This window comes from Algoriphagus locisalis (assembly GCF_900116615.1).
In the GTDB taxonomy this organism is placed as follows: Bacteria; Bacteroidota; Bacteroidia; order Cytophagales; family Cyclobacteriaceae; genus Algoriphagus; species Algoriphagus locisalis.
This window is the reverse complement of record NZ_FPBF01000001.1, coordinates 48,405-72,014: the sequence shown is the minus strand read 5'-3', so window position 1 is coordinate 72,014 and position 23,610 is coordinate 48,405. Positions and strand designations below refer to the sequence as shown.

Here is a 23,610-nt window from a genome sequence, read left to right as displayed (position 1 = left end):
TGAAGATGAAAAGAATTATTCTTAATGTCCTGGCACTCTTAGTGCTGGTGATTACATCGAAGCCCGTACAGGCTCAAAGCACCAAAACTCCCTTGTCTGATTTTCTGGCAAAAGACAATCCAGCATTCGATTTTGAAATCAAAGACAGCATCCTGCATCAAGGAATCACCCAATACGAGCTGGAACTTACCTCACAGGAATGGAAGGGCATGATCTGGAAACACCGCCTGGTGATCCTAAAACCCGCACAACTCAGTTCTGACAAAGTCCTGCTTTATATTGGAGGTGGTAAAACAGAAAATGGTATTCCTGTCATGCGTGAACGTGACAATGCTATTGTGGAGAATATGCAAAGAATTGCAACTGAAAACCAAAGCTTAGTAGCCCTTGTATTTCAGGTGCCCAACCAACCCATTTTTGATGGAAAGACAGAAGATGAGATTATTTCCTATACCCTTCATCAGTTTCAGCAGACAGGGGACTTAGAATGGCCGGCATTGTTTCCCATGGTCAGATCAGCGGTATCCGCCATGGATGCTGTCTCAGATTTTAGCAAAAGGTTTTTGGATTTTCCAGTGCACACATTTACACTCACCGGACTCTCCAAAAGAGGCTGGACTACCTGGCTCACAGGATCACAAGACCCAAGGGTAACCGCCATTGCCCCTATGGTGATCGATGTACTGAATATGCCAACGAGTCTTCAATATCAGATTGAGACCTGGGCAGATTACAGTCCTGAGATTCAGGATTACGTAGATTTGGGCATTCCCCAACAGGCAAGCAGTGCCATGGGACAGGCAACAATGGAGATGGTCGATCCCTATTCTTACCGCGCAAAGCTGACTGTCCCCAAGTTGATATTTATCGGGACAAATGATCCATACTGGCCTGTGGATGCGGTTAAAAACTACATCGACAGCATTCCTGGACAGAATAACCTGATCTATATTCCCAATGTCGGGCATGATCTGGGAGATGGAAAAATAGCTTTTCAGGCCTTAGATGCCTTTGTAGCCTATCAGAATGCGGCAAAGTCTCTTCCTGAAGTTTTTACCACATTTGCTTCTCCAAAACACAATAAGCTAGTCATTCAATTGAAGGCATCCGAGCCCCCGTTAAAAGTGGAAATCTGGGAAGCTGAATCAGTAGAAGACAAGGATTTCAGGGATGAAAAATGGAAGTCAAAGGCGCTGGAATACAATTCCGAGAATGAAATTTCACTGCCCCAAAAAGGGCAGAAGGCATTCTACATTGCGTATTACTTCAAGTCGCCTACGGGGAAAGATTTCTATGTAAGCAGTAGAATGTTTAGAGCAGACAGTCAGGGATTGGTGAAGTGATTCCATGGATTAAGAACTCCAAGGTCTTAGCCCAGAACAGTTTCCTGATCAAATAAACTCATACGGTGAAGTTGTCTAACCAATAAGGAATTATACCGATTGTCGCCCGTTGACTATTACATAGATCGGCTTTCATATCAGTATCCCAATTTCATTTCCTTTCACTTTTATCACCTGCCATCATTGCAAACCTACTTCCCAAAAAACCCAATAAAACAACTGAAGATCAGCACTTTATCATAACAGCTAATTTCGATAAAACAAATCCAAATGATAGATTCTTTGCTGCACTTCTTTACTTTCCATGGGCTCAAAATGAAAAACTTCTACCCCCTGTTTGACTACCTGTATTTGATATGGCTGATCTAATTTGTTTGTCAAATGATGGATGGTAGTAAGCTCAGCGAGGTCCTCAAACCATGAAGCCATTCCATACAAGGAAACAAAGGGTGTTTGCGCCAGGCTTTGATAGACCTCTGGAGCAAGCGTCATAGAAACTGGCCCACCACCACGAAATCGTGTTTTTTCAAGGATAGTTTTTCGATAGGATTGAGTTGGGGCATTCATCGAAGACCAAGTATCCAGAGTAAATCCTGTAGCGGTAGAAAGGGAATCTAACTTCTCCTGCTTTGGGGAGATTCCAAGTACAGCATCGACCACATGGGTTGCCTCATGAAGTAAGATATATACCATCGCATTTAAGTCACCGGCATCAACAATTACTTTGACATCGGAATTCGGTTCATAGTTCCCCTGTTCTTTCCAGGTCGCCCATTCAGAGATGGTCTGTTGAAGAATTTCTGCACGAAAAGTAATGGTAAACATCTTTGTGTCCTCTGAATCGCCAACTGGTGAAGTGAGTGCGGTATTAGGCATATTATCAAGAAAACTAATACTGTGGAGATGTTCTTTGAGAATTTCCTGATGTACTGGTGGAAGCACATCGAATGCCTGTTCTACTATTTCCTGCTCTTCAATAGTGAGTATATGATTCACTGGATCCATTCCCATTTCCTGAAAATTCGAAATTATTCCATCCGGAGTTAAGTCAACTCTTTCATTCAGACGGAATTCATCTCCGACTTTCTGAGCGCTAACCTTTACGGTGAAAAGGACTAAAGCCAGGGCTGCTAAGATGTATTTGTTGCTATTCTTTGTTAACATATAGAAGGGTGATTCGGGGTGTATAACCACAAAATTAAATCAGAAAGCATGATTAAATGAGAAAATGTCGCTAGGTAGGCTCCTGATTAAGCCCCTTTCTGGTCACTTTTTCAAACTATGAAGGATCATACCCAATAATACAAGAAAACCTCCTGAAATCGCATAACTATCCGGTATGGTATCATTCAAAAGAATTAGCTCTCCAGCCAATGCAAACAGCACTTCGGTGGATTGCGTAGCTTCAACTGCAGCCAATGCCTTCTGGTCTTTTTGGACTTTGTCAGTAGCCTTAAAGAATAATACCGTTGCTATTACCCCAGAGAAGATAGCAATCCATAAGGTGGTGCTTACCTGAGCGGCTGTTGGGAACTTTTTGAATGCAATTCCAAGGATAGAGAGTAAAATCCAGAATGGAAGGCTGGCTAGCGTCATGCCAAATGTTCTCTGTAGGGCATCCAGTTTTCCATTGGTGACTTCCATCATTTTTCTGTTTCCAATGGGGTAAGCAAATGCGGCGATCAAGACCGGGGCAAAGCCTAGGATTAAATTGTTCACAGAAACCTGCCGGGCATGACCGGCCTGCATGAGTACTACCCCCAAGAGAATAATGAGTGAAAACAGTATCGTTTGAAAGGGTAATGGTTTTATAGACTGGGTTTGCTGCAACCAGGGAGCCACTACTATTCCGGCAAGAATGGTTATTTGCCAGGTTCCTGCTATCAGCCAAGATGGACCAAAAGCGGATGCAAAAGTGAGCGGTGCATAAAAAAAACCAAATCCAATGGTACTCCACAGCAACCATTGGCCTGGTTTTTCTTTAATAGCAAGGATTACTGGTCTGAATTTTTTGGATAAAAGGACCAAAACCAACAACAATAGTGTAGTCCAGAAATATCGCAATGAAGCGCTCCATATCCAATGTCCACCTCCAACGGCCATAACCCTATTCAAGACAAACGTAAGAGCAAAAAACAGCGCCGATAGTAATCCTAAGATTAGTGCATAGCGTTTATTGGATTTCATGTGTTTATACTTGTTTTTCTATTGTCATATGAAATCGTCTAATTAAGAGGTTGGATGTTGATTCGGACTTTACGATGGAATGGTAGAATCCAGAAAAACCAGCAATAAACGCTTAACCCTACATCAGGGACAAGCATTCTTTAGTTAAAATTTCTTTCTGAAAGCTGTAGGTGAAAACCCCGTGCTTTTGGAAAAAAAGCGGATAAAATAAGCCACGTCCTCATAATTTAATTGGTGTGCTATTTCTTTTACAGTGAGTGAGGTATGAACAAGAAGTCGTTTGCTTTCGTGAATAATCCTGTTTTTGATAATGGTATTCAGCCTCTCATTACTCAGCAGTTTTATTTTCTTGCTTAGGTTTTTAGGTGTGACAAATAACATATCCGCATATTCTGAAACCGAATGATGCGTTTTAAAATTCTGCTCAACCAACTGACTGAATTTGCGCAAAAACTGCACATCTGCATCCTGGTGTATTTCTGTAAACTGGTGAACCTGTTTCCAAATCCGTGTAGCTTTAAGAATTACCATTTTCAATAAAATGCGCAACATTTCCTCTGTACTGCTATCCTGAAGGGACATTTCTGCTTTTATTTCCTGTATGACCTGTTGTACCTCAGCAGACTGCTCCGGAGTCAATTCAACAAATGGAACTTCAAATACATTATTGTAGAGAATGCCATCACAAGAAACCTCATGGTCATGCATTTCAATACAATAAAAATCCCTGTTAAAAAAAATGAGTTCCCCTCCGTGAATAGTGCTCAAGGCTTGGATCATTACCTTAGGATTGAGAAAGAGAAGAGCGTCACTTTGTAAATGATATTCCTGAAAATCAACCTTCAACTCATACCCTATAGGCAAAAACAACAGCTTAATGTGGTCATGATAAGGCTTGAATTCATTCCCGCTTTTGGGTAGCATGCTAAGCTCTAGATGGCCAATTTTTTTATAGTTGAATTCTTTAATCATTATCGGAAAGTAAAATGGTTGGTTAATTAAGCCAATCGAAATTGAAAAGAATAGACCCTAGGGGTATTTCAAGAGTTTAACAGGAGTTTCGCAGTGGGCAAATCCCTGCTGTAAAACCCCCGTTCTCAACTTGAGGAATCAAACAATTCTTAGGCTATGGATCTGTTCATCTTTACAAGCAAACTGATAAGTCAAAACCAATGGACTACCCGGGAAATTTCCGGATATTTCAGCTTTGAGTTCCTGCGTATCAGTCAAATATTCAATAGGTCGCATCATGGTTTTATAAGTATCATTCGCTCCCCCAATCCATGATTTAATTTCATTTCTTCCGATATATTTATGAGCTTCGTCATGGACTATAGCAGTTTCAGCAAAACAATTGGAGAATTTAATACTATCGTAACTGTTTTGTGCTTCTATTAAACTTGCAATAAGCTTTGGTAAATTTGACATGGCGTGAGTTTTTATGGTTGAAAAACTTGGAGCTCCATCTGCAGAGCTCCAAAAAAGAGAGACTCATTAGTTCAGGGCAAACTTTTCAAGCTCAGTATTGAATTTTTCTGCCTCTTCAACAAACAGTGCATGTCCGCTATTCTCAAACCGCACAATAAAGGAATCCTTGATTCCTTTATTAAGCTCTTCAGCAAAAGGATATGGGCATAGCTTGTCCTGAGTCCCTTGAAATATGGCGGTAGGGATTTTTATTTTTGAAAGTTCAGGGCGTAGATCGAGATCCTTTAAAGCACTTATTGATTCAGTTACCGCATAGGGAGAAGCCTGTAAATTGATGTTCTCCAGCCATTTTTCCACATTTTTAGAAATAGTGCCCTCTTTGGCAACAAAGGCACTCCCCAGTCCTGCGATCAAATCCTCCCTTGCTGTCATCGTTTGCATAATTAAACCATCCGCATCTGCTTCGGATATACCGTAGGGAGATCCTTCCCGCTGTTTCCAAGATGGAGCCGCAGCTCCAAAAAGCGCAAGTTTACCCACATGTGCCGCATCGTATTTAGTGACATAATGCAGTACCACAGCTCCTCCCATCGAAAATCCACCCAAAACTGCATCTTGGATATTTAGCTTTTCCAATACCACTTTGATATCGTCGGAAAAGACTTCAAAATCATACCTTCCATAAGGTTTGTCTGATTCACCAAAACCTCTCAAGGTGATACCAATTACCCTAAACCCTTTTCTACTCAAGTACTGGTATTGATATTCATACATCTCATCACTTAATGGCCAGCCATGAATCAAAACGATTGGTTGCCCCTCGCCTAGGTCAGTAATATGTAATTTCACATTTTTTTCGACCTCAATATATTCTGCTCGCCCTGCCGAAGCATCGACTCTCTTGCTTTGTGCCATAAGGCTGCCAGTGAAAAGAGAAACCGCAAGTGCTAGTGCTAAAATTGATTTTTTCATTTTTCTGATTTGATAAAAATTGATAACAATAAGTCCTGCAATGTTAGAGCGGAAGGATCTAGCTTCCATAGCATGATTTCGGCCTAACAAAGCACCTTAGGAGTTAAGAGTTTATAAATTCCAGGATATCTTTATTGATTGTTTCTGCCTCAGTGGTTGGCATTCCGTGGGAGAAACCAGGATAGGTGATCAATTTTCCGTTTTGTAACAGTGAAGCTGCTGGTACAGCAGTAGTAGCATAGGGAACAATTTGATCATCCTCACCATGAAGAACCAAAACTGGGAATTCCACACTTTTTAAATCTTCCGTGAAATCAGTTTCAGAAAACACTTTGATGCAGTCGTATTGGGCTTTAATTCCACCCATCATACCCTGACGCCACCAATTATCCTGGATGCCTTTGGTTATTTGCGCACCCTCCCGGTTATATCCGAAAAATGGAATTGTAATGTCTTGATAAAACTGAGCTCTGTTGTATCGGGTATTATGACGAATATCATCAAACACGGCTAATGGGACACCATTTGGATTCCTTTCATCTGCAATCATATACGGAGTGATTGCACTGATTAAAACCACTTTAGCAACGCGGCCCTTGCCATGTTGAGCTGCGTATCTAATGGCTTCCCCACCGCCAGTAGAATGACCGATATGAATGACATGATCAAGGGCTAAAAACTCTACCAGTTCAGCTACATCAGCTGCATAGGTGTCCATGTCATTACCGCTGAAAGTTTGTGTTGAACGCCCATGACCACGCCTGTCATGCGCAATAACTCTAAAACCATGCGCCAGGAAAAACATCATTTGTGCATCCCAGTCGTCTGATGACAAGGGCCATCCGTGATGAAAAAATATTGGCTGGCCTGAGCCTAGATCTTTGAAATAAATTTCTGTTCCGTCCTTTACTGTGAATTTGTTCATGACAATAATTTTTATTGGTTAGTATGATTTGATGAAGCAAAGTTGCCGGTATATTAAAAGGCTAACAATGGATGAATTCCCCTTTGGATTGGAGATTTTCCCCTGAGTTGGTTATTGACAGGAGGATAACTCAAACCTGAGAGGGTTTCATCCCAAAAGAATAGACAATAAGCACTGCAGCTTGCATGTTTTCCCTTCTGTTAGGAGTATGAATTCAATCAAGATTACTTATATAGCTGTGGACTATTTATGCAAAAATACTGCTGTCCCAGAGCGAAAAATGATGACAAATGACAATAAAAAGTGTAGATAAATGTCTATTTAATCAATGAAGCAATTAGGAATTGCCCACTCGACTCCGCTGCGATTCGTACTGTTTTAAACGATCATTCCTTACTTAAAACCCAAACAGGGAAATTTTGAGCGTTTATTTAATAGAAGTTTGTTTACGTATTCGGCTAAGGGTGTCTTTCGTAACTCCTATGTAAGAAGCAATGACATGTTGCGGGAAGCGTTGCAACAACTCCGGGTATTCACTTACAAAATCAGCATAGCGTCTTTCAGAGGTATAGCTGATAGATGAAGTTATTCGCTTTTGAGTTGCGATATTATTCCGCTCATCCATTTTTCTCATCACTTCCATGATTGAGGGGACTAGTTTTATCAACTTCAATAAATCCGAATTAGTAATTACAAACAACTCCGAATCTTCCCAAGCATCAATCGTATATCGGGATGGAGCAAGCGTCACCCAGCTTTCCCTGTCTCCTACCCACCAATTTTCAATAGCCAATTGCACAAAGCGTTCAACCCCTTTTTCATCCACATAATACTGACGCAAGGCCCCCTTGACGATGAAAGCAAAATGTTTACACACTCCACCTTCTTGTAAAAAATATTGTCTTTTCCTTAACCTTCTAAAAGAAAAATGACTCTTGATGGCCGTACAATCATCGTCTGAAAGTAAAACTGAAGAGTGTTTTCTTATATAGTTAAATAATGACTCCATCGAAAATGCTATCAATCCTTCAAAGATAGCTTGAGAATGGAAAATAAGCTAAGTCTATGGTTTACAATTCCAACAGATATACCTGATAAGCAAGGATAGCTGTGTGAACTTAAACCAATTTTTAATTCAAAATAGGTCAACTCAAACCCTCAAAGTTTTGGCTGTAAATAACCTGCTGAAAAAAAACCGCCATCCTTAAAAAAAGAGGATAAAAGAGTGTCTTGATTTTCATAAAAAGAAGTTCCATCAAATTAACTATTGACTTTAAAATCACCCCTTCCTAATCACCAAATGCCTCTTCGCCGGATCATTCACCAGCCTATCCATTTCAAAAAGGATAATATCCCGCACATCCTGCTTGGTCTGCAGGTAGTTTCTCTGCACAATAGCATGATCCAACTTTCGGATTTCAGGGATAGGCACATAGTTTCCTTGCTCCTTTTTGAGGGCATTGTTGTCATTGATAATCTCGGAATGAAAAGCTTTTAAAGCCATTTTTTAATCTGGGTTATCGGCTACCATCCCGACAAATTCTCCTGATGAAAGAGAGGATATGGTGGAAGTTGGAACAGCTGATTCCAACTGTTTAGATTTGCTGATGGAAGTGTCTGCGCTGTTAACAGATAAATTTCTCCTGTCTTGCATAATAGCCCAATTTTCTAAGAAAATTGCATTGCAGATTGCTTAGGCAACAATTCAGCAACAATGAACTAGCATCTCTAGACGCGTATTTCCCCAAATACCTTTATTTGAATAAACTTCGCAGTATTAAAAACCCAAAAAAAAGAAATCTTATTTCAACGTTGTAATCGACCTTTCCAACACAGGCAACATCTCAGTTCTCAACTCATTAAATAACTTACGGATACGGCAAGTCTCTTCATCTTCACATTCCGAACAAGGTTCATAATACCGTTCCGATACACAAGGAATTAAAGCAATGGGACCATCAACGATCCTCATTATTTGGGCGATTGAAATACCCTCTGGATCCTTTCCAAGGGTATAACCTCCTTCAGCCCCCCGTACACTTTTTACCAACTGGTGGGATTTAAGGTCTCGCAAAATGTTCTCCAAAAACTTATAGGGGATATGTTCTTTTTCTGATATTAATTTGGCAGACATGGGTGCCAATTCAGGATGATCATTAATAAAAAGAATCGTCTTGATGGCGTATTTTGCTCGTTTTGATATCATATCATTCTAAAATCGACCCAAAGTACAAAATTTTAGTCCTAGCCAAAAATATGATAGAAGACCTGCTGTCACCATTTAACAGAATATATCAACTATCCTTAGTTACCTGTTTGAAAATAGAGTCAAAAAATAATTTCAAAGCATTTTAAAGTTTATAAAAAAACAAAAATTACATTTACCTATTATTCCTACCAATTAGATAGGATTAATAGGTATAATTGTTTTAATGTCTCAAAATATAACATCATGAAAAAAGTAATTGCATTAACACTCACCCTATTGATTTGGCAACATGTGGTCAAAGCTCAGGCAACTCTAACAGGAATAGTACTAGACCAGGATAAACTTCCGCTGATCGGTGCCACCGTGAATATTAAGGGAACGGACAAGTTCACCATCACCGGTGAGCAGGGAGAATTCTCCTTAGCATTACCAGCCAGGTTTCCTGTCACACTCAAAGTGAATTTTGTAGGATTTAAGGAATTTCTACTTCCACTGAAAGCTGAACCGGTAAACCCACTTTCCATTACACTGGAAAATGATGCGGAATTGGCTGAGGTGCTGATCACTGCCAGAAGAAGAACCGAAGCTGTGCAGAAAGTGCCCATACCGATTGCCGTGGTGGGCGGCCCAAGGATTGCCGATGCAGGTGCATTTAATGTAAACAGGATTAAAGAACTGATCCCTACCGTCCAGCTCTACTCTTCCAACCCACGTAACACCACCTTAAACATCAGAGGCCTTGGTTCCACCTTCGGGTTGACCAACGACGGAATAGATCCGGGAGTAGGCTTTTATGTGGATGGAGTTTATTATGCCCGGCCTGCTGCTACCACACTAGATTTTATAGATGTGGAGCAGATTGAGGTGTTACGTGGACCTCAGGGTACTCTTTTCGGAAAGAACACCACTGCAGGTGCATTCAACATCACCACTAAAATCCCGGAATTTACCCCAGGAGGCAAAGTTGAGCTTAGCTATGGAAACCTGGGCTTTATCCAAGCGAAGGCATCGATTACCGGGCCGCTCTCCAAATCACTCGCTGCACGACTTTCATTTTCCGGTACTCAGCGAAATGGTACAATTGAGCATGTTAACTCAGGCAAGTTCATCAATGATATTAACAATCTTGGCTTTAGAGGACAACTCCTCTACAATCCATCCAGCAAGCTGGAGATAATCCTGGCAGGTGATGCCAGCTTCCAGCGTCCCGACGGGTATGCGCAGGTTCCGGCAGGCGTGGTCACCACCCAAAGACCCGAGTTCAGACAGTTTGATACCATTATCAAAGATTTGAATTACAGTCTTCCAAGTACCAACGCCTTTGACAGGCTAATAGACCATGATACGCCCTGGAGATCAAAAAATGACCTGGGAGGCATTTCGGTAAACATAGATTACGAACTGGGAAATGGAACATTGACTTCCACCACCGCATGGAGGTATTGGATCTGGGGACCTTCCAATGACAGAGACTTTACCGGATTACCCGTTCAGACACTCTCCCAGGCTCCTTCCAGGCATGACCAGTTTTCACAGGAAATCCGCTACGCAGGAGACTTTTCAGATAAGCTCAGTGGTGTCGCAGGCATCTACTTCCTTGGACAAAACCTAGAGACCGATCCTTTCCACTCAGAAGAAACAGGGGCTTCAGCATGGCGGTTTCTGCAGAACAACCAAGACCCGCTTTGGCAGACGCCTGGGCTTTTGGATGGGTATGGAATCCGAACTACCAGCCAGCTAAAATCAAGCAGTGCAGCGGTCTTTGGACAACTTGACTGGTCAATTACAGAAAAATTAAGTCTTCTCCCCGGGATACGCTTCAATTACGATAAAAAAGATGTGGATTATAACCGGACCACCTATGGAGGACTCCAAACTGACGATCCCGAACTTCTTGCTCTAAAAGCCCGTGTCTATTCCCCACAAAGCTTTCAGGTAGATGTATCAGAGCAGAACTTTTCCGGACAGGTGACGCTCGCCTACCGTCCAACAGAGAAATTGAGCACCTATGCCACTGCATCCACAAGCTATAAGCCCGTTGGGGTCAATCTGGGAGGATTACCGACAGAAAACGGTGAGCCCCTGACCGAATTGGCAACGGTTAAGCCAGAGTATGTAACCCATTTTGAACTGGGTCTCAAAGCAAGCCCTACTAAGGGAACAAACTTTAATGTGTCAGCCTACCACACCTCAATCGAAGATTTTCAGACCTTGGTACAGACCCCTGAACCAGGGGTGAACAGGGGCTATCTTTCCAATGCCGAAGAGGTACGGGTGATGGGAGTGGAAATCGACGGCAATGTCCGCCTTTCCCGGAATTTCACCATTACAGGCTCGGTGGCCTACACCGACGGCATCTATGAATCATTCACTAACGCACCTGTTCCCTTGGAGGAAGTGGGCGGAGAGATTACGTTCAAGGAAATTTCAGGGGAAAGACTACCGGGCATATCCAAATGGGCAGGCTCTCTTGGAGCTGAATTTACAATCCCTACAAAATTCTTTGACCAGCAGTCCAATTTCTTCCTAGGCGCTGACTCCTATTTCAGGTCAGAATTTTCCTCTAGCCCTTCTCCATCGGAATTCCTGAATGTGCCCGGTTACGGTCTGGTCAATGCGAGAACGGGATTTCGTAATTCAAATGGATTGTCTGCTTTTATCTGGACACGGAACCTACTCAATAAAGACTATTATGAGCAGTTGCTTCCAGCTTCAGGAAGTACCGGCTTGTACGCAGCAGTGCTGGGAGATCCTGTCACCTATGGCATCACGCTGAGGTATCAATTCTAAGAAAATCCAACCAACCGCACTGAAAAAAATCCCGGAACCTAACTCTAAGGTTTCCGGGATTTTAACTTTTATAGATACCAACTGTATACCCCCCCATCAGCAGGGATCACTTTTTCACCAAGAGCAGATTTGGATAGAAAGGAACCATCACTTTGTAGATGAAATTTGAAAATGGGAATAAAGGAAAAACTTGCGAAAAGCCAAACTCCTTGCGGTACTCTGTTTTTTAACTGACTATACCATCTACCAATAAACATTTTAGCTTAAATCAGTTTCAATTCCACACTTCAGCTACTGTTGAAATTAATAACACACCAACAATTCGAACTTTTCATTAAAAAACATTTGTGTTGCTGAGCACATCCCAAGAGGATTTAACTGGTCAAACTATCAAGGGAGATGAAATCAAAAGAAGGATAAATAAAATGTTCTGATGCTCAGGGAAATAATCAATATCCCGACAGCTATCATCAGGTACTTTGGCTTCACCAGTTTACAGATGTACGCAGCAAATGGAGCCGCAATAATTCCTCCCAAGATCAGTCCAAGAACCGGAGCAAGACTTAATTCTTTGACAAAAAACAGGAATGTTGAAGCGCTGGCCAGAGAAACAAAAAATTCCACAAAATTTCCCGTACCTATTGCATAGCGTGCTATTTTTCCTTTGCTCAACAAAGTACTGTTGACAATAGGACCCCAGCCCCCTCCTCCTATGGCATCTGCAAACCCTCCTGTGGTGGCAAGTACCGGTAGGCTTTTACTTTCACGGTTGAATTTTGGTGCATGCTTTTTCTTTACCTTTCTGAGGATCACAATTCCCATTACTAACAGGTAAATAGCGATAACAGGCTTGATCATGTCCCCGTTTACATTTGAAAGTAAAAATGCCCCTATCACAGAACCCAATACCCCGGGGATCAAGAGCTTTTTAGCCAATTTCCAATCTACATTTCCCATTTTCCAATGCGAAATTCCGGAAGCTAGACTAGTAAACACTTGAGCAAAGTGAACCCATGCAGAAGCGGCTGCAGGTGGAATTCCGATACCCAATAAGATCGAATTGCAACTCACTCCATAGGCCATTCCCAGGGCTCCATCTATACTCTGTGCGACAAAGCCCACCAATAAAAACCATAAAAACATCTCGGCATCTACTTCCCAGCTTTTGATTGATTGGGTAAGTGTCTGGGTCACCATCAATACGAACACCATTGCCGCAAAGGCAAAAAACATAGTCCAAAACGGCTCACTCTTTAATCGGGATACTAATTTCTGCATGGTCAAAAGAATTGATTCTTCAAATCTAAGAAGTATTTATACATATCATATTAAACAAGTAGGAATTATATGCTTTAAATTCCTGGAAAGGTTTAAGTAAAAAGCAGAAATAATGGAATCTATATAAAAGCTATTGAAAGCTAGCGTCAGAATATTTCAAGGAAGTTATTCAATATCCAAAACAGAACCCAAATTCCAATTTTAGCCCAATTCTGGAAAACTGATTTTACTATTTTAGTTTGCACTAGATTAAATCAAACCTAAAACAAAGAAGTAGATGAAATTTTAATAATCATCCGTTCCTAATCACCAAATGCCTCTGACCTGGATCATTCACCAGCCTATCCATTTCAAAAAGGATAATATCCTGCACATCCTGCTTGATCTGCAGGTAGTTTCTCTGTACAATAGCATGATCCAACTTTCGGATTTCAGGGATAGGCACATAGTTTTCCTGCTCTATTTTGAGGGCATTGTGGTCGTTGATGATCTCCGAATGAAAAGCTTTCAGAGTCATTTTACAATCTGGGTTATCGGCTACCATCCCTACAAATTCACCGGAGGAGAGCGAAGAAATAGTAGAAGGAGGAACGGCTGATTCCAGTTGTTTTGATTTGCTGATCGAAGTGTCTGCACTGTTGATCGAAAGGCTTTGTCTGTCCTGCATGATCTTCCCAATTCGATCCGACAATTGCTTTGCCGAGTCTCCAGTCACCTGCCCCGAAACAATATTCCCAACGATACCCATGATCACATCTGCAAGCTCACGCCCATAGTCTTTTCTGAGCTGGCTGAGATCCTGAATGCCCAAGGTGGTTGCTACTTTATTACTCCGAGCCGTGGCAATCAGACTGTCCATACCATTCAAATATATCGTCGGAAACTAATCGAAAATCAGACTACTTTTTAGCTTTCCTTTCTGCTTAACCAGTTCATCGATATTCAAAGATTTCTTACCATCAATGCGTAATAATCCAATTAACCGTAGATTCAAAAAAAGCTGCTTCGACTTCTAAGCAGCTTTTGAAATTAACCTTCAACCAAATTAAATATTACGTCACCTATCCTCATGAAAGCCCACCCTCATAATAGTTACCAAAGGGGTATCTAGTGGCATAGTATGAACCAAATTCAAATCCTCTAAATCGTACACTTTGATGTTAGTTCTTGAACCCCCTAGCGCATATAGATAGTTCTGTGAAGCTGTCAAAACAGGAGATGGCTCATCAAGAATCCTATATTTTTCATATTCATCACGGACTACTCTTGCTGCAGGGTTCAGGTTTGTGGCAATTGACATGGATTTAGCTAGCAATTCGTTTCCTGAAATAGCATCCAGAACTATGATCTGATTCGCCTCATTTTGGATGATAAATTTTGAACCATCTTCATTGAAAAAGTAACTTACTACATCATCGCCACTATATACATTAGTGATACTTTTAGCGACTGGGTCAATTTTGAAAACTCCCCTATTCCCGGAGTTTCCATAAAATACCTCTGATTGGTCATGTGCCTTAAGGCTACCTAGCCAGTTCCCTGATTCCGAATTCAATCCATCGCTGTTCGGGATCAAAAAGAGCTCCTTCTCTTTCGATGCTACCAAAACCCCTTCCATACCTCCGAATAGCGCATATTTCCCATTGGATGCATCGCCGTGAATTCCACTTACCACAGCCGTTTCAGACTCCGCGACTAGAGCACCTTGCTCATCGATTAATTTTATGGTTTCCGGCAAAGGACCCGGAATAGCTGGATTCTTGAAAGTAACCGCGAAGTAATCGCCTGCTAGCCAGGTCGCAGCTCCATGGTGCACACCATTCCCCATGTCCTTGATGATCTTAGGTTCAAAAGATGGAAGTCCGATTTCCTGCTCGTGTGCCCAAGTAATAGATCCATCGCCGTCGTTAAATATGACAATGTTTTCATGTGAGGTAGAAAAGTGTGTGGGAAGCGGTGCCATGGCAGCAGTTGCTACCCACTTTGGCTCATATTCATGTCCATGATCAATATGGAACTCGATCCCAGAATCGAAAAACCGAACTTCTCCTTCATTTCTCATGACAGAGGTAATATATCTTCCAGAAGAACTTAGATAAGGACGGCTTCCTGCTGCAAATGGTGCAACGCTGAGAGCCCGAGCCGAGCCAGCCACTGGATTCATTAATCCGATGTTTCCGGATTCATTGATTGTGACTAACCTGACCCACTCGCTTTCTGTGGCGTCAAAAGTTTCCTGCTGGTCAATAATTGGATCTTCATTTTCCTGACAGGCAAATGCTGCCAATAGCACAAGGCCATAAAATTTTGTAAATCTGTTCATGCTGTGTTTTTATAAGGTGTAGCAAAGTAAAATCAAATCACTATTAAATGCAACATAATTGCAATTAAATTGCAATTATGTTGCATAACCTTTTTATAAAAACCATGAATGCTAGTAGCTGGAAAAACTATAGACTTAAAGGATTTTAATACTAATCCCCTGTAGCGTCTGCCAGCCTTCTTTGTCTGTCACCCGGATCAAAAAATGATAATCACCCGGATCTATACCAGAGGGAATATCGATTTCAGCCTCCGCTTCATATTCAGTTAAACCAGTAGGTATAGTGTAAGTCTGGATAAACAGCATAGGATTAACTGCCGCCTTGACAGGATCCGACTCGCAGTCATTGACCTCTGTGCTATGGGTGTGGTGGTCAAAATTGTGGTGGATGTCGAGACTGTAGCTTCCCAGCTCCACATTGTCGCTAAACGATGCTCGGAACTGCATGGTCTCTCCTCTTTCCACTACACTGCATTGTATAGGAAAAGAATTCGCTGTAGCGATAATCTCAGGATATTCCAGGTCGATCGCCGGCTTTTCATCTTCACCACAGGCAGTCAGTACCGATACTGCTAATAAGACTATAATGTAGTTTTTCATATTTTATCTAAATTGATTTTCACAGGCTGATTTCATATCGAAAAGGGACATTTTCACAATCATATCCCAGATGCATTCTAGTTTCCCACTATTTCTCGCGTTACCCAAGATTAAAACCCTGTCACATCAAGCTCAAAATAATGGTATAGGCTGATGTCATAAGTGGAATTGGTATAGACAACTCCGAAATAATACTCGTCTGACTGCCATGCATTTTCGCCGGATGTAAGATCTCCAGAAGGATCGTTGTTGTCCACGGGCGACCCGATTTTAAACTCCGGGGTTGGCCGTGTAAATCCGCCATTCCCATCGTAAATAACATTGGCAAAAGAATAAACATCCTCTTCATTTTCATGTGTGAACGTATCGTACACAATCACCTTGGAAAAATCGATGCCATCTACCGATTCTGGTTTATGGTTAAGGTCTTTTCTGATAAGCAACAAGTACAATTCACCATCTCCCTTTACATTATTGATGGCTACATCAGATTTAAGGATTTCATCTTTGGAAAACTCCACATTTTCGGGATTGATCAAGTCTTCATTCACATAGTGAAAATCTCCCTGGTCAGTGGTAATCATCCAGATATAAAGTATAGGATCAACCTCCAGATTGGAAGGATCTACAATCTGTATTTCAGCTTTTTCCTCCAATACAGTCCCATTCTCATCGGTCACGATGATAATAAATTCGTATTTGCCTTCCACTGCATTCTCAGGAATATCAAAATGCTGATGAACGTTGGTATTTTTCGCACCTTTAAACTGCTCCCAAGTCACTTCATAACTCCAGTCTCCAGCATAAGACTCACCCGCTATTTGCTCAATCTTCACCTGGACCAGATTAATCTTATCACCTGCCACGATATCCGCATTTAGGTGAAAGTCTCTTCCGATTACTCCGATATGATTGTTACCCGACCCTATCTCCACATTTTCCAGTGTAGGAGAAGGTAAGATCGGCTCCGTTACATCCTCGCAGGAGCTGATCAAAAAAGCACTTAAGAAAACGATTAGTAGAAAGTAGAATCTATTTTTCATTGTATTAGTTGGTTTAGTTAAAAATTGTAATTCAGTGAAAGCGTGATATTCCGCCCAGCCTCAGGCAGATTAATGAGCCTATAAAAGCTCGTGTGGTTCAGGTACCGGGTATTAAAGAGATTCTGCACCTGGGCATCTACCTGGATTTCTTGACCCAAGAGAGAAATGCCAGAACCTGCGCGTAGATTGACCAACTGATAGCCTGGGGTAACTGTCTCCGGAGGAACGATATTGGCCTGCTCAGCCGTCATGCGAAAGTCCACAGCGAAGTAAGGATTGCTAAAACCCCCTTTGCTTAGAGGCTTGTAGGTAGCGTTGATAATCCCAGATGGTGGCGGGGAAAAAGGAAGGGTAAATCCTTGCTTATCGCCAGACATTTGCTCGCTATAAACGAACTCGCCTAGGAATTCAAAACTTAGCTGCTCTGTCAATTGATGCAGCACGCTTAGTTCGGCTCCGTATCGTAGGACTTCAGCTTCAGTATAATTAAACACCTGGTTTCCGGCACCATACAGCACATCCATTTCGGCAGTGGGATTTAAGTAGATGTAGTTCGAGAAATAATTGATAAAAGGACTGAAGGACAGCAACCATTTCTCCTTTTTAAGCTCAGCGCCCAGATCCAGCTGTAGGGATTGCTCCGGATTTAGGTCAGCATTGCCCCGCTCGTAGCGGAAATAGTGATAATTGACCCCATTGGCCGCCAGCTCCTTTGCAATTGGCATACGGAAACTGGTACCCAGATTTCCCTTTAAGATCAGATCTCCCGGAGTATAATTCACACCCACCGACCAGACCAGGCTGTTGAATTCTCTTTGAAAATCGACCGCTCTATACAGGTAATCATCTGCATTAGCCTGGGAAGCATCTTCTACACTGGGAAACCAATCCTGGTATTCCTCCACGTGAATCTGGCTGTGATCATAGCGCAGGGCAGCGGTAAGCTGCCAAAGCGGAGTCAGTTTAAACTTATCAAGGACATAAAATCCATAGCTGTATTGCTGAAAAGCCGGGATCAAAAATCCCCATCCTCCTATATCATTGTGCTGGTATTCCCCACTGGCACCAAACGCCAATTCGTGGCTATCCAAAAAGAGCTCATCTTTTAGGTTTACAGAAAATACTTCTTTATCAAATGCTCGCTCCAGATCAGAAGGATAAAGCATCTCGGAAGGATAGATTGCCGGCATATACCCATGATTGACATATTGGCTCCATTCCTTACGGTCATTTCGCTGATAGCCGAGGTCAAGTTGGAAAAAGTTATTTCCGGCAACATAGCTGGATTTATTGATCACTTTGGTATGCGTCACCTCCTGAAAAGGCAGGAGAATATCCCGACTCGATCGGTCATGAAGTTCAGTGTCCACCTGTCTTGGCTCCAATCCATGGGCATTGGCAAAAAAACCGGCTTTAGTGCTGACTCTACTCACTCTAAGTGTATTTCGGAAATTCTTACCCAGGTACCCTACCCTACCCGAGAAATCAAGTTCATTCCCGGCAGAATTTCTGACTTGCCCCTCATGAAGTGCCACACCAAAATCATATACAAACACGGAGTCTGTAGGGACTTTGAAATCACCATAATCAGCCATTGTCAGTCTTCCTTCGGCAAACCAGTTATTTTTCCTGTAAAAAAGATTAGCGGAACCACCAAACCAAGCATTGTTTGACCGGGCCCCCAGCTCTATCGAACCACCGATGCCATCCTCTGAAGGAGGGAGCTTTTCCCGGATATCTATCACGCCGCCTATTGCATCTGAGCCATACTTGAACGATGCAGGACCTTTGATGATCATGATCTGATCTGCAGCAAACTGATCCACTTCAAGCCCATGATCAGCCCCCCATTGTTGGCCTTCATGTTTAATGCCGTTCTCCACCACCATCACCTGATTAAATCCAAGTCCCCGGATCAGAGGTTTGGAAGCTCCCGACCCGATCCCAATCATGCTGATACCGGGAATTCTCTCCAGGGATTTCATCAGGCTCCCACTGCGGTTTTCACGGATAAAATTCTGCCTGACCATCTGGATACTGTTGGATTCTTCTCGGCGGATCATCTCGGCCTGATCCATGACCACCACCTCTTCCAGTTCCTGGATTTCAGGAGTGGTGTCCGATACATATTGCCCAAGGGAGTCAAAACTCGAAAATTGGAAAGTAGTAGAAATTCGGTTTGCAGAAGCTCCCATCAGGGAAATAGCTTCGCTTGCTCCCGGCAAAAACAAGACAGAAATAAAGAAGGTAAGACGGGTCACTGACATTTAAATGCAATTATATTGCAAATATAAACTTAAAAAATACTGAAACAATGTTGCATATAAAATAGTGGTACATTTTATATAAATCGCCTCATAGCGCCATATAACACATTTTTTAATTCCATACCGTGGTAAATTATAAGGTTTTTAAATGCAATTCATTTGCATTTAAAAACTATTCACACATATTTGCAATAAAGTTGCACAAATGTAAACTATGGGGAAAACAATTGCCAGAGCGACCATTTTGAGAATAATTCAACACGCTAGTCATCCAGTCAGCTACTCTGAAATAAAGCAGCAGTTAGAAAATACCTGCAGCAGGGTGACACTCTACCGCATGCTGCTCAGGCTGGAAAAGGAGAAATCAATCTATAGATTTCCTGATTTCAATGGGGATTTCAGATACTCATTATGTACGGAAAAGGATCATTCCTCTACCCACAATCATTTTCAATGCCTAGCGTGCGACAAAGTTTATAGCCTAGAGGCAGAACACATAGAAACTTCAATTCCTGAGGAATACTTAGTCCAGACAGTACATATTATGACAGCAGGTATATGTCCTCATTGTCAAATTTTTAAAGAAAACTAAATCAAATCTATAACCAACAAAAAGTAAAAAACAATGAACAAACTTAAACACGCATTACTTATCCCGATTTTGGGACTTGCACTTTTCTCCTGCCAGGATGACGAGGATGTAAACTTTGACGCTCCGGTAATCTCCGAATTTCAATTTGGTGAAGGAGGCACACATGCTACAGACGGGACTGCCTATAGAGGTTCTGACCTACATCTGGAAGCCGAAATTTTGGCAGAAGCAACTGTAGCATCTATCACTCTTACCATTCATGGACATGACTTAGTGGTAGGTGAAGGTGAAGAGGAATGGGATTTCTCCCAAACCTACACGGATGAAAAATACTTAGTCAGAAATCCTACTTTCCATGAGCATGTAGATATTCCTGCAAACGCTCCAGCTGGAGAATACCATATCACCCTGGAAGTTACAGATGAGGCGGGAAATACCTCAGAGGTAGAAGGACACCTAGAAGTATTGTCATTGGTAACTATCAGTGGTCTTGAAATGGACGAAACAGTGGCTAGAGGCAATGATTTTCATGTTGAATTTATGATCAATGCAGTACACGGCATCCATCAGGTCTCAGTTGATATCCATGCCCATGGAGTTACTCCTGGGGCAGGTGAAGTGGAATGGGAATTCGAAGAAATCTATGAAGAAGGTTACCATGGTTTGACCGAGGCTGAATTCCACGAGCACATCGATGTACCTGCAAACGCACCTGCTGGTGAGTATCATATCACCTTCTCCATTGAGGATGAGGAAGGAAATATCCAGGAATTTGAATCACATATTGATGTGACTGCCTAAGGTATTTACACTATACTAACAACAAGGGCTGCCTAATCGCAGCCCTTTTTTTTATGGATCCAACTTCAATTAAACCTCTCTTCCTGATACATTTATTCACTAATAATTTATATTTTCATCCCAAGACATTCCTTGGAAAATAAATACATCTACTCTCCTCCCTTCCTAATCACCAAATGCCTCTGTGCCGGATCATTCACCAGCCTATCCATTTCAGAAAGGATAATACCCCGCACATTCTGCTTGATCTGCAGGTAGTTTCTCTGAACAATAGTGCTGTCTATCTTCCGGATTTCAGGTATGGGAACATAGTTATCCTGCTCCTTTTTCAGGGCATTGTGGTATGGCCGATCTTCTTTTTGCCTAAGCCCTTTTCCGGCGGCACAAGGAAGGGGCTTAGACTACTTTAGGGGTAAAAATTAAAAGTTAAGCTTATCTCACCGCTCATCGAACCTAGCTGACTTAGCTATGTAGACTAGCTTTCATAGGGATAATATCCAGTGATCTATGCTAAAAAAATAAATGCTAGATAGGCACCTTCATTTTTCCCGCTTGGCCAGATCAAGGTAGGCCGGGCCTTCCAATACTTTACCATCAACTGAAAAGCGGCTACCATGGCAAGGACAATCCCAGCTTTTCTCGGCACTATTCCAATGTACCACACACCCCAAATGTGTACACACTGAAGAGACCAAATGTAACTGTCCACTATCATTCCGATAAGCCGCCACCTTTTCTTCACCAACTTCCGCAATCTTACCCTCTCCTTTTTTCAAGAGATGTGCAATTGCAAACATTCACACCAGGAATTTTTTTCTGGTAAATTGGCAGTAAATAAAAAATCCATGAACAACTCAGATTATTTGACCATTCAGATAGGAAACAAGCTCAAGGCGATCCGAAAAGAAATAGGATGGAAACTCGGTGAACTGGCAGAAAAGTCAGGTATGAGCATGGCCATGATCTCCAAAATCGAGAATGGACGTGTGATCCCCACGTTGCCTTCCTTGCTTCAACTTATTCAAACCCTCAATCTGAATGTCTCGGATTTCTTCGCTGACCTGAAGTCCGAAAACGACTTCAAAGGATATATACTCCGGAAAAAAAGTGAGTACACCTCTGTAAACAAAGAGGAAGAGTCTATAGGCTATGAGTATGAGATGATCCTGAACTACCCCATTGAAAAATCCTCTATGGAGATCTCTCTGCTCACATTAAAAAGCCATGCGGAAAGAGCCAGAGTGTCCACGGCCGGATTTGAATACATCTATCTAGTAAAAGGAACTATCAGCTATGAGTTGGGATCTGAGACGTTTCAGCTGGAAGAAGGAGATTCTCTCTTTTTTGATGGAAATATCCCACATGTACCAAAAAATGAAAACACAGAGGATGCTGTCATTCTGGTAGTCTATTTCATCACTCTTAATTAAGTATTAAGCGCTAACTCATGCTGCTTTTTTGATTTGAACTGCAACAAAAAAAGGGTAATAATGCACACAGCAGTCATGATCACACCTGCAATCTGATTGAGATCCCCCAAGAAGTTTACCCAAGTGACTTGCGTGGTACTGAATTCCTTGAAAAGCATCACTCCCACACTTCCTGTGTACCCAAGTGCATCTGCTGTGTAAAACAAAAAACCAACATTGCCGCTGAAACGGAGAAGTGCTACAAAACGCTCAAAAATCAAACAGTGGAACAGGATATAAGGAAGGTAAAGCCCTACCCCATTGATCACCATCCACCAGACTGGAGATACCATCCCCCTTTCAAAGAACCAGGTCAGGACCACGATCCCTATACAGCATACCATACTTAAGTAAATACCGTAGTTAAATGCCTTGCGGTTGTCCCGGATCAAAACCCCAAACGCAGCCAATACCAGCACCAGAACTGCCACAGGGATTTCTGTGTAGGTAATCAGCTCAGGGCTGCCCTGCATCCCGAGCTCTGCCCAAAACTCCACCATAAAATTGTCCCGGAAATCCCGTACTATAGTCAGCAAAACATACACGACCACCAGCCCTCCAAATACAAGCCCGTGCTTTCTCAGAAAGTCCCAGCGTTGTCTGGCATTCATAGGCAGGCGCTCAGAGCGCAGAGTTAGATCTTCTTCACTTCGCTGCTGGGAGACACTCAGCATCCTGACAGCTACTAGAAAGAGAGGAAAAAATAGCAGACCGGTAAGAAATGGCATGATGTACTCTCCCACCCCAAAATCCTGCATCAGCCATACCCCCACAGTTTTTACAAAACCTGTCGAGAAAATAAACGTCGCACTCAGTGCCGCAGCCAGCAGCTCAGTATTTTTCCTTCCTTCCAGGTAAGAAAATACCAAACCGAAAACCATCCCTAGTGGCATACCATTCAGGAACAATGCAATTGGCTTGAAATCAGTTGGTAAAAGTGCAAATGCCAAAAGCATTAACAGACCGAAGCCTACCAATCCTACTAAATAGGTCGCTCGTTTGGCTGAGGTCATTTCAGAAACCAACTTGATTCCGACAAACTTCGAAAACATATAGCCCATGACCTGGCTGATCACAAGAACTGTCTTAAAGTCCAAGCCGAAAAATTCTAAATCCAGGTATTGACCGGCCAAAAATGCCTTCCTCACCGCATACATACCCGTGTAACATAAAAACGCACCCACCATCAGCAATACTGTTGATTTCTGAGGAAGGTATTTATGTAAGAGGGTGTATGTATTTTTCATGTTGTGAAATTTTTCCTTCTTAACCAGAAAGGAATCATCTATAATTGCTTAAACTGGCAGTTATCCTCTCCTTGAAATCTATTAAAACTGTCCAAACAAGGTAATAGGCTTCAGAGCAAGCAGTTAAGAACCCCTT

23 protein-coding genes are annotated in these 23,610 nt (G+C 42.1%); 5 read left to right on the top strand and 18 right to left on the bottom strand.

Annotated elements, in window-relative coordinates; translation table 11 throughout:
• Nucleotides 1-5 precede the first annotated feature (5 nt).
• Complete coding sequence (locus tag BM386_RS00290) at nt 6-1,343, top strand: PhoPQ-activated pathogenicity-related family protein (RefSeq protein ID WP_244545419.1); 1,338 nt, start codon at nt 6-8, stop codon at nt 1,341-1,343.
• 246 nt (nt 1,344-1,589) lie between these two features.
• On the opposite strand, the gene BM386_RS00285 is transcribed toward BM386_RS00290, so the two are convergent.
• From BM386_RS00285 to BM386_RS00245, 10 genes are all read right to left on the bottom strand, one after another.
• The gene (locus BM386_RS00285; RefSeq protein WP_244545418.1) at nt 1,590-2,507 is read right to left on the bottom strand and encodes a hypothetical protein; all 918 of its coding nucleotides are present in this window, start codon (nt 2,505-2,507) and stop codon (nt 1,590-1,592) included.
• A gap of 102 nt (nt 2,508-2,609) precedes the next feature.
• Nucleotides 2,610-3,530, bottom strand: a complete 921-nt coding sequence (locus tag BM386_RS00280; protein WP_091691074.1) for a DMT family transporter — start codon at nt 3,528-3,530, stop codon at nt 2,610-2,612.
• 144 nt (nt 3,531-3,674) lie between these two features.
• Entirely contained in the window at nt 3,675-4,502 is an 828-nt protein-coding gene (locus tag BM386_RS00275) for a helix-turn-helix domain-containing protein (protein ID WP_091691073.1), read from the bottom strand.
• Nucleotides 4,503-4,640: 138 nt separating this feature from the next.
• A complete protein-coding gene (locus BM386_RS00270; protein ID WP_091691072.1) occupies nt 4,641-4,958 on the bottom strand; it encodes a hypothetical protein in 318 nt (105 codons plus the stop codon).
• Nucleotides 4,959-5,024: 66 nt separating this feature from the next.
• Entirely contained in the window at nt 5,025-5,930 is a 906-nt protein-coding gene (locus BM386_RS00265; RefSeq protein WP_091691893.1) for an alpha/beta fold hydrolase, read from the bottom strand.
• A gap of 103 nt (nt 5,931-6,033) precedes the next feature.
• Entirely contained in the window at nt 6,034-6,855 is an 822-nt protein-coding gene (locus BM386_RS00260; RefSeq protein ID WP_091691071.1) for an alpha/beta fold hydrolase, read from the bottom strand.
• Between the two features lie 427 nt (nt 6,856-7,282).
• Entirely contained in the window at nt 7,283-7,864 is a 582-nt protein-coding gene (locus BM386_RS00255) for a Crp/Fnr family transcriptional regulator (RefSeq protein ID WP_091691070.1), read from the bottom strand.
• 270 nt (nt 7,865-8,134) lie between these two features.
• Complete coding sequence (locus tag BM386_RS23775; protein WP_211482865.1) at nt 8,135-8,359, bottom strand: hypothetical protein; 225 nt, start codon at nt 8,357-8,359, stop codon at nt 8,135-8,137.
• A 3-nt stretch (nt 8,360-8,362) separates the two neighbouring features.
• Entirely contained in the window at nt 8,363-8,509 is a 147-nt protein-coding gene (locus tag BM386_RS23770; RefSeq protein ID WP_211482864.1) for a hypothetical protein, read from the bottom strand.
• Between the two features lie 147 nt (nt 8,510-8,656).
• The gene (locus BM386_RS00245) at nt 8,657-9,061 is read right to left on the bottom strand and encodes an RrF2 family transcriptional regulator (RefSeq protein WP_091691069.1); all 405 of its coding nucleotides are present in this window, start codon (nt 9,059-9,061) and stop codon (nt 8,657-8,659) included.
• A gap of 246 nt (nt 9,062-9,307) precedes the next feature.
• Between BM386_RS00245 and BM386_RS00240 the strand changes: the two genes are divergently transcribed.
• Nucleotides 9,308-11,854, top strand: a complete 2,547-nt coding sequence (locus BM386_RS00240) for a TonB-dependent receptor (protein WP_091691068.1) — start codon at nt 9,308-9,310, stop codon at nt 11,852-11,854.
• 405 nt (nt 11,855-12,259) lie between these two features.
• Here the strand turns inward: BM386_RS00240 and BM386_RS00230 are convergent, their stop codons facing one another.
• The 6 genes from BM386_RS00230 to BM386_RS00205 all read right to left on the bottom strand — a co-directional run bounded on the left by BM386_RS00230 (nt 12,260) and on the right by BM386_RS00205 (nt 19,365).
• The gene (locus BM386_RS00230; RefSeq protein ID WP_091691066.1) at nt 12,260-13,132 is read right to left on the bottom strand and encodes a sulfite exporter TauE/SafE family protein; all 873 of its coding nucleotides are present in this window, start codon (nt 13,130-13,132) and stop codon (nt 12,260-12,262) included.
• A gap of 292 nt (nt 13,133-13,424) precedes the next feature.
• Entirely contained in the window at nt 13,425-13,991 is a 567-nt protein-coding gene (locus BM386_RS00225; RefSeq protein ID WP_091691065.1) for a TraM recognition domain-containing protein, read from the bottom strand.
• A 198-nt stretch (nt 13,992-14,189) separates the two neighbouring features.
• A complete protein-coding gene (locus BM386_RS00220) occupies nt 14,190-15,455 on the bottom strand; it encodes a hypothetical protein (RefSeq protein WP_091691064.1) in 1,266 nt (421 codons plus the stop codon).
• A gap of 135 nt (nt 15,456-15,590) precedes the next feature.
• Nucleotides 15,591-16,055 (bottom strand): DUF4625 domain-containing protein, encoded by a 465-nt coding sequence (locus BM386_RS00215; RefSeq protein ID WP_091691063.1) that lies wholly within the window; start codon nt 16,053-16,055, stop codon nt 15,591-15,593.
• Nucleotides 16,056-16,165: 110 nt separating this feature from the next.
• Nucleotides 16,166-17,098 carry a DUF4625 domain-containing protein gene (locus BM386_RS00210; RefSeq protein ID WP_091691062.1) on the bottom strand — a complete coding sequence of 311 codons (933 nt, stop codon included), beginning with the start codon at nt 17,096-17,098 and terminating at the stop codon, nt 16,166-16,168.
• Nucleotides 17,099-17,115: 17 nt separating this feature from the next.
• A complete protein-coding gene (locus tag BM386_RS00205) occupies nt 17,116-19,365 on the bottom strand; it encodes a TonB-dependent receptor (protein WP_244545416.1) in 2,250 nt (749 codons plus the stop codon).
• Between the two features lie 214 nt (nt 19,366-19,579).
• Between BM386_RS00205 and BM386_RS00200 the strand changes: the two genes are divergently transcribed.
• On the top strand, nt 19,580-19,957 hold the full coding sequence (locus BM386_RS00200; RefSeq protein WP_091691061.1) for a transcriptional repressor: 378 nt from the start codon (nt 19,580-19,582) through the stop codon (nt 19,955-19,957).
• 33 nt (nt 19,958-19,990) lie between these two features.
• The gene (locus BM386_RS00195; protein WP_091691060.1) at nt 19,991-20,758 is read left to right on the top strand and encodes a DUF4625 domain-containing protein; all 768 of its coding nucleotides are present in this window, start codon (nt 19,991-19,993) and stop codon (nt 20,756-20,758) included.
• 539 nt (nt 20,759-21,297) lie between these two features.
• Here BM386_RS00195 and BM386_RS00190 read toward each other — a convergent pair.
• A complete protein-coding gene (locus BM386_RS00190) occupies nt 21,298-21,555 on the bottom strand; it encodes a Rieske 2Fe-2S domain-containing protein (protein WP_139235804.1) in 258 nt (85 codons plus the stop codon).
• A 48-nt stretch (nt 21,556-21,603) separates the two neighbouring features.
• On the opposite strand from BM386_RS00190, the gene BM386_RS00185 reads away from it, so the two are divergent.
• A complete protein-coding gene (locus BM386_RS00185; RefSeq protein WP_091691059.1) occupies nt 21,604-22,188 on the top strand; it encodes a helix-turn-helix domain-containing protein in 585 nt (194 codons plus the stop codon).
• Here the strand turns inward: BM386_RS00185 and BM386_RS00180 are convergent.
• Entirely contained in the window at nt 22,185-23,474 is a 1,290-nt protein-coding gene (locus BM386_RS00180; RefSeq protein WP_091691058.1) for a DUF5690 family protein, read from the bottom strand. The genes BM386_RS00185 and BM386_RS00180 overlap by 4 nt on opposite strands.
• Nucleotides 23,475-23,610 lie beyond the last annotated feature (136 nt).

Coding starts and splice junctions, on each gene's coding strand:
- BM386_RS00280 (WP_091691074.1), bottom strand. CDS start 3,530: ATGAAATCCAATAAACGCTATGCACTAATCTTAGGATTACTATCGGCG.
- BM386_RS00270 (WP_091691072.1), bottom strand. CDS start 4,958: ATGTCAAATTTACCAAAGCTTATTGCAAGTTTAATAGAAGCACAAAAC.
- BM386_RS00275 (WP_091691073.1), bottom strand. CDS start 4,502: ATGATTAAAGAATTCAACTATAAAAAAATTGGCCATCTAGAGCTTAGC.
- BM386_RS00195 (WP_091691060.1), top strand. CDS start 19,991: ATGAACAAACTTAAACACGCATTACTTATCCCGATTTTGGGACTTGCA.
- BM386_RS00215 (WP_091691063.1), bottom strand. CDS start 16,055: ATGAAAAACTACATTATAGTCTTATTAGCAGTATCGGTACTGACTGCC.
- BM386_RS00205 (WP_244545416.1), bottom strand. CDS start 19,365: ATGTCAGTGACCCGTCTTACCTTCTTTATTTCTGTCTTGTTTTTGCCG.
- BM386_RS00190 (WP_139235804.1), bottom strand. CDS start 21,555: ATGTTTGCAATTGCACATCTCTTGAAAAAAGGAGAGGGTAAGATTGCG.
- BM386_RS00240 (WP_091691068.1), top strand. CDS start 9,308: ATGAAAAAAGTAATTGCATTAACACTCACCCTATTGATTTGGCAACAT.
- BM386_RS00285 (WP_244545418.1), bottom strand. CDS start 2,507: ATGTTAACAAAGAATAGCAACAAATACATCTTAGCAGCCCTGGCTTTA.
- BM386_RS00220 (WP_091691064.1), bottom strand. CDS start 15,455: ATGAACAGATTTACAAAATTTTATGGCCTTGTGCTATTGGCAGCATTT.
- BM386_RS00265 (WP_091691893.1), bottom strand. CDS start 5,930: ATGAAAAAATCAATTTTAGCACTAGCACTTGCGGTTTCTCTTTTCACT.
- BM386_RS00210 (WP_091691062.1), bottom strand. CDS start 17,098: ATGAAAAATAGATTCTACTTTCTACTAATCGTTTTCTTAAGTGCTTTT.
- BM386_RS00245 (WP_091691069.1), bottom strand. CDS start 9,061: ATGATATCAAAACGAGCAAAATACGCCATCAAGACGATTCTTTTTATT.
- BM386_RS00185 (WP_091691059.1), top strand. CDS start 21,604: ATGAACAACTCAGATTATTTGACCATTCAGATAGGAAACAAGCTCAAG.
- BM386_RS00230 (WP_091691066.1), bottom strand. CDS start 13,132: ATGCAGAAATTAGTATCCCGATTAAAGAGTGAGCCGTTTTGGACTATG.
- BM386_RS00225 (WP_091691065.1), bottom strand. CDS start 13,991: ATGGACAGTCTGATTGCCACGGCTCGGAGTAATAAAGTAGCAACCACC.
- BM386_RS23775 (WP_211482865.1), bottom strand. CDS start 8,359: ATGGCTTTAAAAGCTTTTCATTCCGAGATTATCAATGACAACAATGCC.
- BM386_RS00255 (WP_091691070.1), bottom strand. CDS start 7,864: ATGGAGTCATTATTTAACTATATAAGAAAACACTCTTCAGTTTTACTT.
- BM386_RS00290 (WP_244545419.1), top strand. CDS start 6: ATGAAAAGAATTATTCTTAATGTCCTGGCACTCTTAGTGCTGGTGATT.
- BM386_RS23770 (WP_211482864.1), bottom strand. CDS start 8,509: ATGCAAGACAGGAGAAATTTATCTGTTAACAGCGCAGACACTTCCATC.
- BM386_RS00180 (WP_091691058.1), bottom strand. CDS start 23,474: ATGAAAAATACATACACCCTCTTACATAAATACCTTCCTCAGAAATCA.
- BM386_RS00200 (WP_091691061.1), top strand. CDS start 19,580: ATGGGGAAAACAATTGCCAGAGCGACCATTTTGAGAATAATTCAACAC.
- BM386_RS00260 (WP_091691071.1), bottom strand. CDS start 6,855: ATGAACAAATTCACAGTAAAGGACGGAACAGAAATTTATTTCAAAGAT.